The 14792-nt window shown below is 35.1% G+C and carries 15 protein-coding genes, 2 other RNA genes and 1 riboswitch; of the genes, 3 read left to right on the top strand and 14 right to left on the bottom strand.

The features are described 5' to 3' along the window. Nucleotides 1-29 precede the first annotated feature (29 nt). The 6 genes from DN408_RS24345 to DN408_RS24370 all read right to left on the bottom strand — a co-directional run bounded on the left by DN408_RS24345 (nt 30) and on the right by DN408_RS24370 (nt 4889). Nucleotides 30-170, bottom strand: a complete 141-nt coding sequence (locus DN408_RS24345; protein ID WP_001228051.1) for an FbpB family small basic protein — start codon at nt 168-170, stop codon at nt 30-32. 337 nt (nt 171-507) lie between these two features. Then, entirely contained in the window at nt 508-1374 is an 867-nt protein-coding gene (locus DN408_RS24350; protein ID WP_002126510.1) for a 5'-3' exonuclease, read from the bottom strand. Between the two features lie 132 nt (nt 1375-1506). After that, nucleotides 1507-2232, bottom strand: a complete 726-nt coding sequence (locus DN408_RS24355) for a P-type ATPase actuator domain-containing protein (RefSeq protein WP_002126507.1) — start codon at nt 2230-2232, stop codon at nt 1507-1509. A gap of 354 nt (nt 2233-2586) precedes the next feature. Then, a riboswitch (M-box (ykoK) riboswitch) is annotated at nt 2587-2752 on the bottom strand. Nucleotides 2753-2955: 203 nt separating this feature from the next. Next, nucleotides 2956-3342, bottom strand: a complete 387-nt coding sequence (locus DN408_RS24360; RefSeq protein WP_002086561.1) for a DUF350 domain-containing protein — start codon at nt 3340-3342, stop codon at nt 2956-2958. Next, nucleotides 3339-4574 carry a glutathionylspermidine synthase family protein gene (locus DN408_RS24365; protein WP_147740423.1) on the bottom strand — a complete coding sequence of 412 codons (1236 nt, stop codon included), beginning with the start codon at nt 4572-4574 and terminating at the stop codon, nt 3339-3341. Before DN408_RS24365 ends, DN408_RS24360 begins: the two co-directional genes overlap by 4 nt. A 3-nt stretch (nt 4575-4577) precedes the next feature. Further along, nucleotides 4578-4889 carry a hypothetical protein gene (locus DN408_RS24370; protein WP_002126505.1) on the bottom strand — a complete coding sequence of 104 codons (312 nt, stop codon included), beginning with the start codon at nt 4887-4889 and terminating at the stop codon, nt 4578-4580. Between the two features lie 83 nt (nt 4890-4972). Here DN408_RS24370 and DN408_RS24375 point away from each other — a divergent pair, with 83 nt between their 5' ends. Continuing rightward, nucleotides 4973-5422 carry a hypothetical protein gene (locus DN408_RS24375; protein WP_002030848.1) on the top strand — a complete coding sequence of 150 codons (450 nt, stop codon included), beginning with the start codon at nt 4973-4975 and terminating at the stop codon, nt 5420-5422. A 55-nt stretch (nt 5423-5477) separates the two neighbouring features. Here DN408_RS24375 and ssrS (DN408_RS24380) read toward each other — a convergent pair. From ssrS (DN408_RS24380) to DN408_RS24400, 5 genes are all read right to left on the bottom strand, one after another. Further along, nucleotides 5478-5661, bottom strand: a non-coding RNA gene (ssrS, locus tag DN408_RS24380) — 6S RNA. A 21-nt stretch (nt 5662-5682) separates the two neighbouring features. Then, nucleotides 5683-5865: non-coding RNA, 6S RNA (gene ssrS, locus DN408_RS24385), on the bottom strand. 116 nt (nt 5866-5981) lie between these two features. Further along, nucleotides 5982-6815, bottom strand: coding sequence for a sulfurtransferase (locus DN408_RS24390; RefSeq protein WP_002126503.1), 834 nt, complete (start codon nt 6813-6815; stop codon nt 5982-5984). A gap of 2 nt (nt 6816-6817) precedes the next feature. After that, nucleotides 6818-7090 carry a YpbS family protein gene (locus DN408_RS24395; protein WP_000451806.1) on the bottom strand — a complete coding sequence of 91 codons (273 nt, stop codon included), beginning with the start codon at nt 7088-7090 and terminating at the stop codon, nt 6818-6820. A 21-nt stretch (nt 7091-7111) separates the two neighbouring features. Further along, a complete protein-coding gene (locus tag DN408_RS24400) occupies nt 7112-7579 on the bottom strand; it encodes a GNAT family N-acetyltransferase (protein WP_002011932.1) in 468 nt (155 codons plus the stop codon). A gap of 71 nt (nt 7580-7650) precedes the next feature. Here DN408_RS24400 and DN408_RS24405 point away from each other — a divergent pair, with 71 nt between their 5' ends. After that, nucleotides 7651-7905, top strand: a complete 255-nt coding sequence (locus tag DN408_RS24405) for a DUF3931 domain-containing protein (RefSeq protein ID WP_000369740.1) — start codon at nt 7651-7653, stop codon at nt 7903-7905. A 3-nt stretch (nt 7906-7908) separates the two neighbouring features. Here the strand turns inward: DN408_RS24405 and DN408_RS24410 are convergent, their stop codons facing one another. Both DN408_RS24410 and DN408_RS31630 read right to left on the bottom strand, forming a co-directional pair. After that, nucleotides 7909-11568, bottom strand: a complete 3660-nt coding sequence (locus DN408_RS24410) for a dynamin family protein (RefSeq protein WP_002126501.1) — start codon at nt 11566-11568, stop codon at nt 7909-7911. A gap of 217 nt (nt 11569-11785) precedes the next feature. Next, entirely contained in the window at nt 11786-11941 is a 156-nt protein-coding gene (locus DN408_RS31630; protein WP_002011935.1) for a hypothetical protein, read from the bottom strand. A 354-nt stretch (nt 11942-12295) separates the two neighbouring features. Between DN408_RS31630 and DN408_RS24415 the strand changes: the two genes are divergently transcribed. Then, nucleotides 12296-13459 (top strand): DUF418 domain-containing protein, encoded by a 1164-nt coding sequence (locus tag DN408_RS24415; RefSeq protein ID WP_002126499.1) that lies wholly within the window; start codon nt 12296-12298, stop codon nt 13457-13459. A 15-nt stretch (nt 13460-13474) separates the two neighbouring features. On the opposite strand, the gene pbuX is transcribed toward DN408_RS24415, so the two are convergent. Further along, nucleotides 13475-14791, bottom strand: coding sequence for a xanthine permease PbuX (pbuX, locus tag DN408_RS24420; RefSeq protein WP_002126498.1), 1317 nt, complete (start codon nt 14789-14791; stop codon nt 13475-13477). Between the last annotated feature and the right edge of the window lies 1 nt (nt 14792).

Genomic DNA, 14792 nt, shown 5'->3' on the forward strand with positions numbered 1-14792 from the left:
ACTACAAGCTTTTTTCATAAACAAAATTATCAATTACTAGCAGCACTATATGCTACATGTCGTTTCTCAATCCGTTCTTCAATTTCTTTCATATTCTCTTTATTAGTTAGTAGGGATTGTTTATTTTCTATTAATAATTGTTTAAAGGATTTTCTCACTTTTTTTCGCATGTTTATTTTCCTCCTTGGGGGATGGTTTATATAAAAGATAACTTGAAACTTTAATCAATGAGAGGATTTACCCTCACTAATTATTAGCCTACATCAATCGGGTTTTTACAGGGAGTTACTCTTCCATCATCACTCTTTATTCAGCTATAATACTGAGATAGAAGTCCTATCTCCCGTTAATGCGGGATAAGGATTTATCTGTGTGTCCTTATAATAATTGATTGTTGTGAATTCCATTTGAACTTCATATGAAAATTCCGTTTATTTTCTGACAACTTTGTGAACAAAAAAAAGAAAGGTTAATCAAAAATATATTTGATCAACCTTTCCATACTCTTTAAAGCATATTAATTAATATTTCAGGTCTTCCCCAATTCATTTCGTTACAAACAAAGCGTAGTTTTTCTTCGTCCATTGTGTGTAACCCTTCTTCTAATAAGCATGAAATTGGAACTTCACAATGAATTTGCGCTAATTGTAAAGAGATATTTAAATTCTCTAAATCACTTTCAATTTTTGTGCGCTGCGCTTTCGTTAATGATGCTATATTTTCTAGCACTGCCGATACTGTCCCGTATTCTTGAATCAGCTTATACGCTGTTTTTTCACCAATACCTTTTACACCCGGATAATTATCACTTGTATCTCCCATGAAAGCTTTCGCATGAACAATTTGCCAAGGTTCTACACCTTTCTCTTCCATGATTTTTTCCGGTGTGTAATACTCGTAATTTCCAATTCCTTTACGAAGAAGCATAACTGTAACATTCGTATCAACAAGTTGAAGTAAATCTGTATCACCTGTCAAAATATAAACTTCCGCTTCATTGCAATATTGTTTTGCAAGCGTACCGATACAATCATCCGCTTCATAACCTTTCATACCGATTACAGGCATAGATAATTTCGCAGTCATTTCTTGCACTAAATCAAATTGCGGAATTAATTCTTCCGGCGGTGCTGCACGATTTGCTTTATAATTCGAGAAAGATTCCGTTCTAAATGTCGTACTTCCCATATCCCAGCACGTTACAATGTGCGTTGGTTCGATTGCTTGTATTGCTGTTAATAAATGCTTCATATAACCATGAATCCCATTCGTCGGGGTACCATCTTGTCGTTTCATAAATTGTCCATATACACTTGTTGCGTAAAAAGCACGAAATAATAGTGCCATACCATCAACTAATAATACTTTTTTCATAATTCCTCTCCTACTAACAAAAAATAATAACCTCACGTTATCACGTAAGGTTATATATAGATTACCATTCTACGTTTTTGTTCAACTTTGTCTATTATACATTGTTTTTGTATATTTAGCATCATTAACACATTAAGACATTCTACCGCAGCAAGTATGAAGTATTCCTGAATACGTATTTTTACCTGTCGAAACAACTACAGCCTTTGCATTTCCGTCAACAATATACGTACCTTTGAAACATACATTTTCAAGTTCAAGTGGATTATAGTCTTTCATCCGTTTTAATGGAATAAATCGTTTACGTTCAAGATGATAGCAACTTTCAAATTTCTCAATACTAGCATTATTTCCTGTCAGCATAGATTCATTTACTAATAAATCATTTGCATAAATAATACGTACATCTGCCGGCACTGTATCGCCCTCTGAAAGAAAAATCATATCTCCAGGTACAAGCTCTTGTACTGGTAATTTCATCATTTTTAGTTCACTGTTTAGCCCTGTTACGCTACAGCCAGCTACTCTAGAAACAGTAACTGTTTCACATTGTAATTCATCACCCATATGTTGTTTTGAAAGACCTGGGATCATTCCACTTAGCTTCATCATTACTTCCGCAATACGCGCTCTTTTTGAAGTTAATTCATTTCGGCCGTATACTTGAATACGCTTTTGTGCCTCTTTCATAGATAGTCCGTCTCTTGTTGTTTTAAAATACGCAAATACAGATTTTACATCTCTTGTTGCGATTTCAATTAATAAATCTTTATTTTTTTGAAGCATTGTTTGTTCTTTCATTGCTTTTTTACTTAATTTATACGAAGTGTTACCCACACTTTTATTTACATATAACATATTATCGTCTCCTCCTTTACAACATAGGAAGAAACGCTTTGTTTCTCAATTTATCCACTTTACTGTGAAAGTGTCTAGCGCTTAAATACTCGAATAAACGCTACATTATGATAAATATAGAGGGAGGAACAAGTCGTTTCCTGCCTACATCATATATTTTTGATTTGAAGTATATGGGTAACGGAACCGAGTCAGAATTTGACATGCTCCTCACCTCCTCTTTAATTTTTTAGTTATAATCTATACTATGAAATTACTCATAGCTTGCTAACAAAAAAGACCCTTACTCATAAGAGAGCAAAGGTCATTGCATACACAAATAAGCGATTCCTAATATAATACAATTAGAAATCTATGGACCTCTCCCTCGCCGAGTTTTAGCACTGTATAGCATAGGTTCATTACCAGCTACGTTAAGAAAAACCTTAATTCGATCATTCCTGTTGACCCATTGGCGTCTCTCGACATTTTTGGGCAGTAGCATTTCTCTATACAGGAGCCTCACCTAACAGAGACTTATTATAATTACATAGAAAATGTTACTCTTATTTAAAATAGATGTCAACACTTTGTATGGAAACTTTTCCTTTTTACAATAACTATCTCGAGTTTAGTACACTAATACGCATCCTGCTCAGCGTTCGGCTACATAAATTAATTGAACACATATTGCAAAAAATTAGCAAATGAAAAATAAAACCCTTACGTTAAAATGTAAGGGTTTTAATACGTTACACAACCAGCAATTACAATTCCGATGGAAAGTGATAAAAACATAAGGAAAAGACCAACTGCTTGATTATCTTCTTCAAGACTTTTATTAATATTAAAACGTGGTGTAAGCCATTCCGCTAAATAAAAGACAATAATTTGAGCTAAGATCCCAACAGCTCCCCATGAAACCATATCAAGAATTGAAATAGAATTAGCAGCCGTTGAATATAAAACGATAGCAAGACCAAGTAGTCTTCCTCCAAGTACATAGCTTACCGCTTTATTCCCTTGAGCCATTAACTTAAATTCCTTAACTTTCGTTGTCACTTCCATAAGAAAAAGACCGATACATAAAAGTACAAGTGATACTGCTAAATATAGTAAAAAATTAATCATTTATTTTCCTCCTTCTTAATACCTACCGGTAAATAATACGATTCATTTCCCGTAATTTTTTCTCCGGCACGTATACCGATGCTGCTCGCTTTTCCAGCAATTAAAAAAGCCCCAAACACGTACGACAGCTTCTCAATTCCTTTTTCAGTTTCCAAAAATACAACTGGAAGCTCTGTATATTTCTGAAATATAGGCAGTGACGATTTATACGTTTCATGTGCATTTCGAATCATAATATTTGTATCCTTATCACGAATCGTAATCGTGTCACCTTCCCTACCGAACGAAGGTTTTTGAACGAAAGGACTTTTCCCAAAAAATAAATCTGGCTCTAAATATGTAGGAAGCATATATTCTTTAATCCACTTTTGTTCCTCACTTGTGTAAAAAGCACCTTCTTCTGCTAATCCCCAAATAAGACATTGAATTGATTTCGGCTGAAGTAAAAAGGCCGACAAAGGATTTATAATAAAAAGCTTTCCTTCTTTTACAAGTTGCAAAAGTTCTACTCCCACCAAATCCCCCGTTTCGGGATCTTGATCTTCAATCAAGTCTTCAATTGGATATGTTTGGCGATACAAAACATCAATTGGTAAACCATCTCTATCTACTAAAGCATCATCTGTAATTCTAAGTTCTGTCATTGGCATCACTTTATTTTCAACATGACATAGCCCACTCAAATACATAGTCGTATTCCAATCTTCTATATGTTCAGGATGAGCTGTGAAAACAACATTTGGCTCTTCCATTCCTTTTGTAAACTCCATTACGGCTTTTGTAATACCAGAAGAAAGTAAGCGCTCTTGATTTGCATTTGGATCATCATAGTCAAGTTCTTCACAAACTTTTCCATTCATTTGAAAGCATTCCACAATAAAAGTTGGAGTATCACTATTAAACTCAAGCATTTTAATACGATTATCCTCTGTTAAAGCAAAATCAAATCGTGAAATAACAGATTCAGGATACATCCCTTTCAGTCTAATAAAAGGCAAGCTTGCAGTTGGAAAACCGAGTTCAAGAAGCTGTTCATTAGATAAATTCCGAAGAATTCTAGCAGTCTTAAAAAATATTTTTCCCATTCGTTCAGTTGCTACTTGTAATTGTTTCATTGTTTGCTCTGTTATCGGGAAAACATGAAACAAACTATACTCAAATTCATATAAGTCCGACCAGAAATGAGGATAATTCGAATAAAATTCTTTTCTTTTCTTTATGTATTGCGACATATTTTAACCTCCAAATCCACCTTTTGAACCGCTTCCAATTCCACCTTTAAATTCGGCCGAAGATTGATAAGTTTTAAACTCTGATGAATTTTTGAAGGTGGATTTATTTTGATAGTATGTACCACCATAAAAGTAATGTCCACGATAACCTGAACTACTATCATCACACTGCCAAACACCAAGCTCATCATCCCAATCCCAATCAGAACAACTATTATCATTCGGTTCGGGGGGAATATCTTGCGCGCAGCCAAATAAAGTGCCCGTCATTAAAGATGTTAGGACACCACCTACTAGCCATTTCGTTTTTGTCACCTTTGCACTCCCCTTTTTAAATTATATTTCTATTATATAAGATGTCATGATAAAGTAGAAGAAAAAGGAAGAAGAGGGATAAAATGCGATTGGAATATCGGCTCAATGATGAAACAAACGGGTATCCAGCTTTATGGAACTACGCAAATATTTCTAATTCTGAAATTGTCGCGCGCATGACTTGTGAATATTTTATAAAAGATGGAAATACATATATCGTTACTGCAACTTCAGTAGATCCAGACGGGACAGCAGTGTTATATATACAAAAAGAAGTTTTTTCCAACGACCCTTCAGATCCTACATATTCGCACATAGGTTTTGAAATTAGAGAACTAAAGGAAACCTGCTCAATTATGATAGAAAGTAAAGATATTTGGAATTACGAGGATATCTTACCCTCTCTCCATTCAGATATTATATATATTCAACGGGATGGAATACATTTGGAATTCACCCTCGATTCAAGAGAAATTGATGAAGACCGCAAGTGCTATATTTATTATGGGAACTTTACAGGTAAATCTAGATAACATGAGTATATTTATTCAACAAAAAAACCTTACGTATAAAACGTAAGGTTTTTTATATAGTCCCACATATGCCGTTATCTATAGATGTCCATAAACCTGCTTTCACAGGTGGATGTTCTCACAAATGTTTGTAACTTCCTTCTTAAAAAGATGGCCTGCTATCTACATTTAAATATTGAACTTCCGCATTATACTTATTGGTTTAAGACATACACAAGCTACGTACACCGTAGGAATTTTATATACTATTAGTTGAAATAAGACCCCCGCAAGTGCCGTCTCTCGTAAATGTCCAAAAACCCGCTACTCGCAGGTGGATGCCCTCACAGTTACCGTATATCTTCCTCCACAAGGAAGGCTTGATAATGGTCACTAAATATTGAGCTTCCGTAAAACTAACATCGGTTTTAGACATAAATAAGTTACGCACACCGCAGGATGTATTATTTACTTGTCGTTATATTATCACATTGTTTCCAATGTGTAAAATATAATTTTTTTGAAGCAATCTCTTGCTTGTGACCTTATTTTAATACAAATTATTTTTGCATGCAAGTGATTAATCTTCTTCTTTTGCAATTTGATTTTCTGGATAAGAAATCCAATCACTCCAGCTACCTGTATACAATTTAACATTTTGAAAACCAGCTAATTTTAATGCAACTATGTTCGGACACGCTGTAACACCAGAACCACAATATACGATTGTTTCCTTCTCTTTATCAAGATTTTGGAAACGCCCTTGCTGTTCCTCTTCGTTTTTAAAGTGTCCCGATTCTAAAAGCCCATCTTTCCAAAAATAGTTTACTGCCGTCGGAATATGCCCTGCCTTCGAATCAACGAGCTCTTCCGCACCAGCATAACGTTTTGGTTCCCTAGAATCAATTAATGTCATATTTGCACCTGCACGAATTTTCCCTCTCACATCTTCCATCGTTACAAGCATATTTTCTTGTATTTCCGGTATAAAAGGTTTTCGTGCAATAACTGGGATATTCGGCGTTGTGTGTAGTCCATTCTCTTTCCAAGCTGGAAATCCGCCATCTAATATATATACTTTCTCATGTCCTACATAGTTTAATAACCACCAGAGACGAGAAGCATTTGCACCCGCTTGACTGTCATATGCAATTACTGTCGTATGTTCACCAATACCAGCTTGTGAAAGCTTGTCTGCAAACTCCTCAATATTCGGCAATGGATGGCGACCACCATGTTCTGTTACAGGACTTGATAAATCTAAATTCAAATCAAAATATAACGCATGAAGAATATGTTCTTCCTCATACTTTTCTCTACCCCAATTAGGATTCGCTAAATCAAAACGACAATCGATTATACGGACATTCTCATCTTCTATATGCTCACGTAACCATTCGACTGTAACTATCATCTTTAACGACCTTCTTTCTCTTGCAAACGACTTACATACTCCATAACCATTTCTTCTGTAACAAATTTACGCTGCAGTGTAACACCATTTTTTGCAAGATCATTAATTTGCTTTGTTACAACATTAATGATATCAACCGAAAATTCTTTCCCCTTTGACGCAAGAGATACGGCTGCTTCAATAGCTGCTTCACGCTGCGCATCTAATTGTAAACATGCTTTTACACTTTCATTTTGTTTACGAGAATGTGCTGTAATTGCTTTATGTACTTCCATCTTCTCTTCCCCCTAAATAAGTTATACGTTCTTATTCAATTCCATTGCAAGCCGAATCATATCGCGACATACAATCCCATTTTCAATAATCTCTTCTTCATAATGCTTTGAAAAGTAATCAAAATCAATAGAAAAAATACGAAATCCACATTTTTGATATAAAGCAAGTTGTGAAACACTAGAATTGCCTGTACCAACTTCAAGTTTTGACATACCATATCCTTTAGCAGTTTCTACGGCATGACTTAATAGCTGCTTTCCAATCCCTTTTCCTTGCAAATGCTCTACAACCGCAATATTCATAATTTCCATTGTCCTTGGTCTTGTTTCCAAAAGCACATATACACCGATGATTCTTTCTTCTTGTTTAGCTATATACGTATACCCTCTCTGTACATATGCATCAATTTGGCTTTCACTTGGATCAGCAAGAAGTAATAAAGATTTCGGTATAGCTTCTTTCGAAATACGCTCTATGACAACAGACATAAAAATTCCCCCTCCTCTATTGTTCTAAACCCCCCTTGTCTACCATAGATAATAGAAAGGAGGGATTCACCATGGACAACAATGAGAAAAAATGCAACGTCATCTCTATTGATGGAAAGAAAAAGAAGAGCGACACATATTCCTATCCAAAATTAGTAGTAGAAAACAAAACGTATGAGTTTTCTTCATTCGTCTTATGCGGTGAAACACCAGACGGCAGACGCTTAGTTCTTACCCATATGATTTCTACTGATGAGTTTGCAGGGTTTGTAAAATCTTTAGATACTGTACTACAAAAGAAAATTGAACGAATCTTTTTTTCATAACAGCTATTTAATATAAATTTCTTTTTCAATTTCTACTAACTGCTTTTGTAGCTCTTCTTTACTTTGTTCGTATAGCGATACATCAATTGTTTCAGCTAAAGCGAATAATATACTTTCATAATAATTCTCAACGTCTTGCTGCATCACTTTTTGGAATAGGTTCCATTTTGCATCCCACTCTTGCTTATAATGATGAACGAATAAATCTTCTTCATCAACTACATAGTTTGATACGAAAGGTTCTAACACTCCTTTAGCGTCTTCTTGCATAAAAGCTTTATCATTTTTTTCAAAAAAGCTTTTCTCATTTTTAAAATGTGCTAGTGCCTTTTTAAAATCTTTTATTTCTATTGAAGGAAACGGCTCTTTATGTGTAATAATTTTATATTCATAATCCACTGTTCCACCCATAGAAATCGATTCATTTTCCACTTTGCAATTCACAACAATTTCATCCTTTGCACGCTTCATCGCTTCATCTATCCATTTTTCAAGACGTAATGATGTCGCACGCATTTCTTGTAATAAATCATGTTGAATAAATGAAACTAATTCCATTACACATTGCTGCAACTGCATTTTCACATTCCCATCTGTTCGTAACGACGCCGGATTAATAAATTCAGTAAACACATCGTTATAGCGTAAAAATAGACGTTGGTGTACATAATAAAGCAATTCTTTCACTTCATTTTGCATTGCTTGCTCTTCAGCAAGTACACTATATGATGAAATAATATGAAGTAGCTGATTACGCTCTGCTTCATATTTTTTTGTTTGCTTCTCTTTCTCATCATTTCCCTGCTTTGCGCCATTTATCATATTTACAAGAAGCTGATTCGCTCCTTGCAATGCACCATATAAAGCATGCACAGATACAAGCATTAAATCCCTCATCATAAAGGACGTAAATGATTCTTCAAACTTAGTAATCCCGGAGTTTTGTAAAATACCATACTTTTCTTTATCAATACTTTTCCCTTGCTTTTCTTCAAGCGCACATAAACTTGAAATTGCAAATAAACGTGGATTTCTAATACCGTATTGCAGGAGCTGATCCGCAATATAACCTTTTACCATTTCAAGTTCTTCTTCAGATTGTGCTAAATCGGCAGCATTTATTAAGAAGAACATTTTATCAAGTGCAAATGTATCCTTTACACGACCGAGCTGAATTAAAAATTCACGATCCGCACGAGAGAAAACATGATTATAGTATGTTACGAATAAAATAGCATCTGCGTTTTTAATATACTGGAATGCAACATCCGTATGGCGCGCGTTAATAGAATCCGCCCCTGGTGTATCTACAAGAGCTACTCCTTGCCTTGTTAAAGCACAATCATAATAAAGCTCCATATACTCAACAAAGCATGATTTTTCTTCATTAGCTACATAATCAGAGAATTCCTCTAACGTAACTTGTAATTGTTCCCCTAAATGATTAGCAACTGCCTCATATCCTTTTTGTACCGCTCGCAAAAAGCTAAATGTTGTTTTTTGCTTCCCGCTTGGTGAAGGGTATTTCATAATTTGATCAATTTTCGTTAACGCTTCTTCCAATGTAGCAATTTCATAGTGAAACATTTTATAAACAGCTTTCATATCTTCTAACAGCGCTTGCTCTGACTTAAACTGGACAATTACCGTTCCATGTGGTTTATCTTCTGTAACTGGCAAAATTTGATTTATTGTTGCTGTCGTAGGGTTTGGCGATACAGGAAGTACCTTTTCACCGAGCAATGCGTTAGCAAATGATGATTTCCCAGCACTAAAAGCTCCAAATAACGCTACTGTAAATTGCTTCGTTTCTACACGCTGTCTTTTTCCAACTACTTCTTGCTGTAGATGTTTCAGTGTAGGCAATGGATCTAATATCGTTTCAGCTTTCTTCACTTTTTCTAATATACGCTGAATATTTAAAGCTTTCGTTCCTTTAATCTCTTCTTCACTAGCCGCTACGTTATCATTTACAATTTCTTGCTCTTGTAGTTTAAACTTCTCACTAACAACTTGTTTTTTACTTTGTAATATTTCGTCTATTTGCAATCCATCTGGTATAGAAACATTTTCATTCCAAATATCTCCTAAATAGCTCTCATATTCCTCATACGTCTTAATGTACTGTAATTTTGTTTCTTTTGCTGTTTGTAACATCGTGTATTTTTCAATTTCTTCTTCAATACGAGCAATCTCTATCTTCACTTTCTTCTGCAATATACCCGTACTTTTTCCAAAGATTTGCTGAGATTTCATAAAGTATCTTTTCTTTAACTCATTTGCAACGTCAGCAGTATAAAGAAGTAAGTAATCACCGGTAAATCCAGCCCCCTGTTTAATTGTTTCAGCCAACACTTCCGGTCCGAAAGCAATTTCTAACGCATATATGTCTTTCCCTATTTCCTCTGTAAATAACCCTTCTTCTTTTAAGAAGACTACAATAAATTCTTTCACATGAAAATCAAGTTGCGTTTCAACAGTCTTTTGAAGAGCAGAATAAAAAGCATCTACACGTCTCTGTTTTTCTTGCTCCGTCTTTCCTTTCGCAAATAACAAACCAACTTTAAACTTCGTTAATTTCGTTTCTAAATATTTATTTGCCAATTCTCTCATTTCAAATGGCATTAAATACGCGTTATCTAATATGGCTTGTAAACCTTTTATAAATTCATTTCTCACATCAGATTCTTTACTAGCCACCCGATCTTTATTTTCAGTTAACTCTTCCTTTTTTTCAACTATCTCTGAAAGTGACAGTGGTGATGTTAATTCTTCTTCATATTTCATGAGATGTTTTTCATTTTCAGAAAGAATAAACGAACAATGTTCTTGCAGTAAATATTCTGTTTCTCGCTCCATTCCCTTTCTTACATACTGCTCTTTTTCTTTCATGATAGAAAAGATTAATGCTTCTAAACTTTGAATTTCATTGTATGGATGATTCATCATTCGCAATGATGTATAGAAAATACCATCTACTTCAATATCCCAGTTAGAAAAAGACTGTTTTACACTATCTCTATACTCTTCAAACGATAACTCATTTGCTTTATGTTTATCTATTTGGTTTACAACGAGATAAACCGTTTTATTACGTTGTTTCAATTCTTTAACAAACTGTAAGTTAACCTCTGATTGGACATGGTTATAATCCATCATATAGAAAATAACATCTGCTAGATGCAGTGTTGATTCCGTCGCTAATTGGTGGGCATCATCCGTAGAATCAATTCCGGGCGTATCAACTAACATAACCCCATCAGGAATTGGCGCATCATTTCGATAAATATGAACACCAATTACTTCATCACCGTCTTTACATATTTGTTTTAATTCTTCTGCTGAATATGCGCCGTCATATTCATACTGTTCTCCAGACTTAATCGTTACAACAACACGATCAGATCCTCTTTCAATTTTAACAACGTTAGCACTCGTTGGAATCGGACTTGTCGGTAATAATTGCGCTTTATATAGGTGATTCATCATTGTCGATTTCCCCGCAGAAAAATGACCACAAAAAGCTAGCATAAGCTGCTCTTGTTTATATTTTTGAATCACTTCAAACAACTTCAAACTATTCTCTACATCGCCGTTTTTTTGCCACTCTTCATAAAAACAAACAAGTTTTTTCATACCGTTTGTCTGTACTATGTTTGTCATCCCCTTGTTCCCCTTTATCCAAGATGTATATACTTTATCCCGCTATTTGTGGGCAGTAAAAACCCGTTTCGTGCGGCTAGTAATCAGTGAGGGATAGACCTCCCCGCTGATTAAAGTTTCACTTTATTATCATACTAAATTTTCAGCATATTCACATCAAAAATAAAAAATCCCTTTCATTCTTTTTACAAATGAAAGGGATTTTATGTAATATTATTCATTTTGTTGTTCCTACTCCATTTAATACATACTTTGTAACACCAACATATATAGCAATCGTTCCTGCAACAAGTGCATACACCATATTAACACACCAACCTTTTTTGATAATGATTATCACTTTTGAATACATTTTATCATTAAAGAGAATCATTATCAACAAATTTCTAAAAAAAGAAAGCTCCTTCGGGAAAAGGAGCTTTACTGCCTGTTTTAAAGAAGTTTAAAACTTGCTGTGCACTCTTATTATATCTCATAATACACATCTTAGCAGTTTTAAAAATTGGAAATAACCTATATACCCTCCTCTTTACATTTTGTATAATAGAGTGAAACTGTAATTAGTGGGGATATTTCCCATCCCCACTAATTATTAGTTGAACCAATCGGGCTTTTACAAGCAGCCCGACTCCCACCTAACTTCCTCGTATTCACTGAATTTTGAGGTGGGAGTCTTACTGCTTGTTAATGCGGGATAAAAGGGAATTACTTAACAAGGAGGAAAATAATGACACAAAATATTTCACAAGGCGAGAGGATACATTCCATCGATATTATTAGAGGAATAGCTGTACTAGGTATTTTTCTTGTTAACTGGCCTGTTATCGCTGGGATCGACTCACGTGATCTTTCAGGAGTTTATGAGGGGCTAAATAGCTATATCCGTCTATTTTACGATATGTTTATTCAAACAAAGTTTTATACTATCTTTTCGTTTTTATTCGGCCTAGGCTTTTACATTTTTATGAATCGTGCTGAGGCGAAAACAGATCGTCCGAAAACTTTATTTGTTCGCCGCTTGCTTATTTTATTATTATTTGGGTTCTTGCATTACGTTCTTTTATGGGACGGAGACATCTTACATAGTTATGCCATCGCTGGATTTTTCTTATTGTTATTTTATAAGAGAGAGCCTCGTACTATTTTAATATGGGCATTAGTTTTACTAAGTATTTTTCAATTTTTCATACTAATCGCTAGTATAGTGGTTGCCTTAGTACCAAAGGCAGAGTTAGGGTTTTCCTTACCGATCATGCCACTTGAAGACTGGGTGTCACAAATACAAAATCGTTTCCATGCATTTTATTCTGAAGGAATTGGACTAAATGTATTCATGCTCCCAGAAACAGTTGGACTATTTTTACTTGGTTTATACGCCGGCAAAAAAGATATTTTCCGCCGCACGAAAGAGTTGGATCCAAAGCTTAAAAAATGGCAAATCATTATGTTCATTTTGACATTACCAATGTGGTTCTTCATGGTCCGTTACTTCTTATCAAAACCATCTTATGAACCATTTTATATGCAGGCCTTTACAATGTTTAGTGGAAAAACATTATTCATATTCTACATTTTCACGCTCATGCGTTTATTACAAAAAGAAAGATGGCAAACATTATTACGTCCGTTCCAGTATGTCGGACGAATGGCGTTAACAAATTACATCACGCATACGATTGTTACGTTACTTGTATTCGGCCTATTTTTCAAAAATTATTATCCCGCTCCATTATGGGTGGGACCACTGTTTTGCATCGGCTTTTATACGTTACAAATCTTTATTAGCCACTGGTGGCTTTCACGTTACCAATATGGGCCACTTGAGTACATTTGGCGTCTTGGTACGTACGGGAAAATGATGCCACTTAAAAAGAAAAGCAAGGTCTCATAATGAGACCTTGCTTTTCTATGCTTCTCTTACTGCACTTTGCATCGGAACTGGCTCTTCTTTTACTTTACGCTGCGGCACCATATTAAATACAATATTTAAAAGTACTGCTGATGCACTTCCAAGTACAATTCCGTTATCTGTCAAAATACGAATGTTTTCCGGAAGCTGTGAAAATAACGTTGGAACAACTGTAACTCCAAGTCCGATTCCGACAGAACATGCAACAATTAATAAATTTTCTTGTTTTCCAAAATCAACACTGCTTAACATTTTAATACCATATGCCATAACCATGCCGAACATTGCTAGCATTGCACCGCCAAGTACTGATTTCGGAATAATTGTTGTAATGGCTGCGATTTTAGGAATAAACCCAAGAGCAATTAACATACCACCACAAGTATAGATAATGACGCGATTTCTTACTCCAGTTAATTGAACAAGTCCTACGTTTTGAGAATATGTTGTGTATGGAAATGCGTTAAAAATACCACCTAGAACCATCGCTAATCCTTCTGCGCGATAGCCTTTTGTTAATTCTTTTTCACCGATCTTTTTATTGCAAATATCAGATAATGCGAAATATACACCTGTTGCTTCTACAATCCCTACGCAAGCAACTAAAATCATCGTAATAATTGGCGTTAATTCAAATGTTGGTGTACCGAAGTAAAATGGCTGAATACCGTGGAACCAATCCGCTTCTCCAACCGCTTGCAAACTTACTTTCCCCATAAATGCTGCAACGATTGTACCGAACAATAGACCTAGTAATATAGAGATTGAACGGATAAATCCATCAAAGAAACGATACATAATAATGATAAATAATAAAACACCAAATGCTAACGCTAAATTTTCTAGACTTCCGAAATCTTTACTTCCAACTCCTCCAGCCATATCATTAATAGCTGCTGGAACAAGTGTAACCCCAATAACTGTAACGACAGATCCTGTTACAACAGGAGGAAACAGTTTTACAAGCTTCCCAAATAATTTCGCGAAAATAACAACAAATAATCCCGCAGCAATAATTGCTCCATATATAGAAGACACCCCGTATTGTTTTCCGATTGCAATCATCGGTCCAACCGCTGTAAATGTACAACCAAGTACAACCGGAAGCCCAATACCGAAAAAGCGATTTGATAATGCTTGTAAAATCGTTGCTACGCCGCACATTAATAAGTCAATCGATACTAAATACGTTAATTCTTGTTGATTTAAACCAAGTCCCCCGCCGACAATAAGAGGAACAATAATTGCGCCAGCGTACATGGCAAGCATGTGCTGAATACCAAGCGATGCGATTTTAAATGGGTGCTGCTTCATC

The sequence above is a fragment of the Bacillus sp. AR13-1 genome (assembly GCF_008042285.1).
Lineage (GTDB): Bacteria > Bacillota > Bacilli > Bacillales > Bacillaceae_G > Bacillus_A > Bacillus_A mycoides.

What these genes read in the sequence shown, in the direction of transcription:
- DN408_RS24345 (WP_001228051.1), bottom strand. Translation starts at nt 170, where the DNA reads ATGCGAAAAAAAGTGAGAAAATCCTTTAAACAATTATTAATAGAAAAT.
- DN408_RS24350 (WP_002126510.1), bottom strand. Translation starts at nt 1,374, where the DNA reads ATGAAAAAAGTATTATTAGTTGATGGTATGGCACTATTATTTCGTGCT.
- DN408_RS24355 (WP_002126507.1), bottom strand. Translation starts at nt 2,232, where the DNA reads ATGTTATATGTAAATAAAAGTGTGGGTAACACTTCGTATAAATTAAGT.
- DN408_RS24360 (WP_002086561.1), bottom strand. Translation starts at nt 3,342, where the DNA reads ATGATTAATTTTTTACTATATTTAGCAGTATCACTTGTACTTTTATGT.
- DN408_RS24365 (WP_147740423.1), bottom strand. Translation starts at nt 4,574, where the DNA reads ATGTCGCAATACATAAAGAAAAGAAAAGAATTTTATTCGAATTATCCT.
- DN408_RS24375 (WP_002030848.1), top strand. Translation starts at nt 4,973, where the DNA reads ATGCGATTGGAATATCGGCTCAATGATGAAACAAACGGGTATCCAGCT.
- DN408_RS24390 (WP_002126503.1), bottom strand. Translation starts at nt 6,815, where the DNA reads ATGATAGTTACAGTCGAATGGTTACGTGAGCATATAGAAGATGAGAAT.
- DN408_RS24395 (WP_000451806.1), bottom strand. Translation starts at nt 7,090, where the DNA reads ATGGAAGTACATAAAGCAATTACAGCACATTCTCGTAAACAAAATGAA.
- DN408_RS24400 (WP_002011932.1), bottom strand. Translation starts at nt 7,579, where the DNA reads ATGTCTGTTGTCATAGAGCGTATTTCGAAAGAAGCTATACCGAAATCT.
- DN408_RS24405 (WP_000369740.1), top strand. Translation starts at nt 7,651, where the DNA reads ATGGACAACAATGAGAAAAAATGCAACGTCATCTCTATTGATGGAAAG.
- DN408_RS24410 (WP_002126501.1), bottom strand. Translation starts at nt 11,568, where the DNA reads ATGACAAACATAGTACAGACAAACGGTATGAAAAAACTTGTTTGTTTT.
- DN408_RS31630 (WP_002011935.1), bottom strand. Translation starts at nt 11,941, where the DNA reads ATGATTCTCTTTAATGATAAAATGTATTCAAAAGTGATAATCATTATC.
- DN408_RS24415 (WP_002126499.1), top strand. Translation starts at nt 12,296, where the DNA reads ATGACACAAAATATTTCACAAGGCGAGAGGATACATTCCATCGATATT.
- pbuX (WP_002126498.1), bottom strand. Translation starts at nt 14,791, where the DNA reads ATGAAGCAGCACCCATTTAAAATCGCATCGCTTGGTATTCAGCACATG.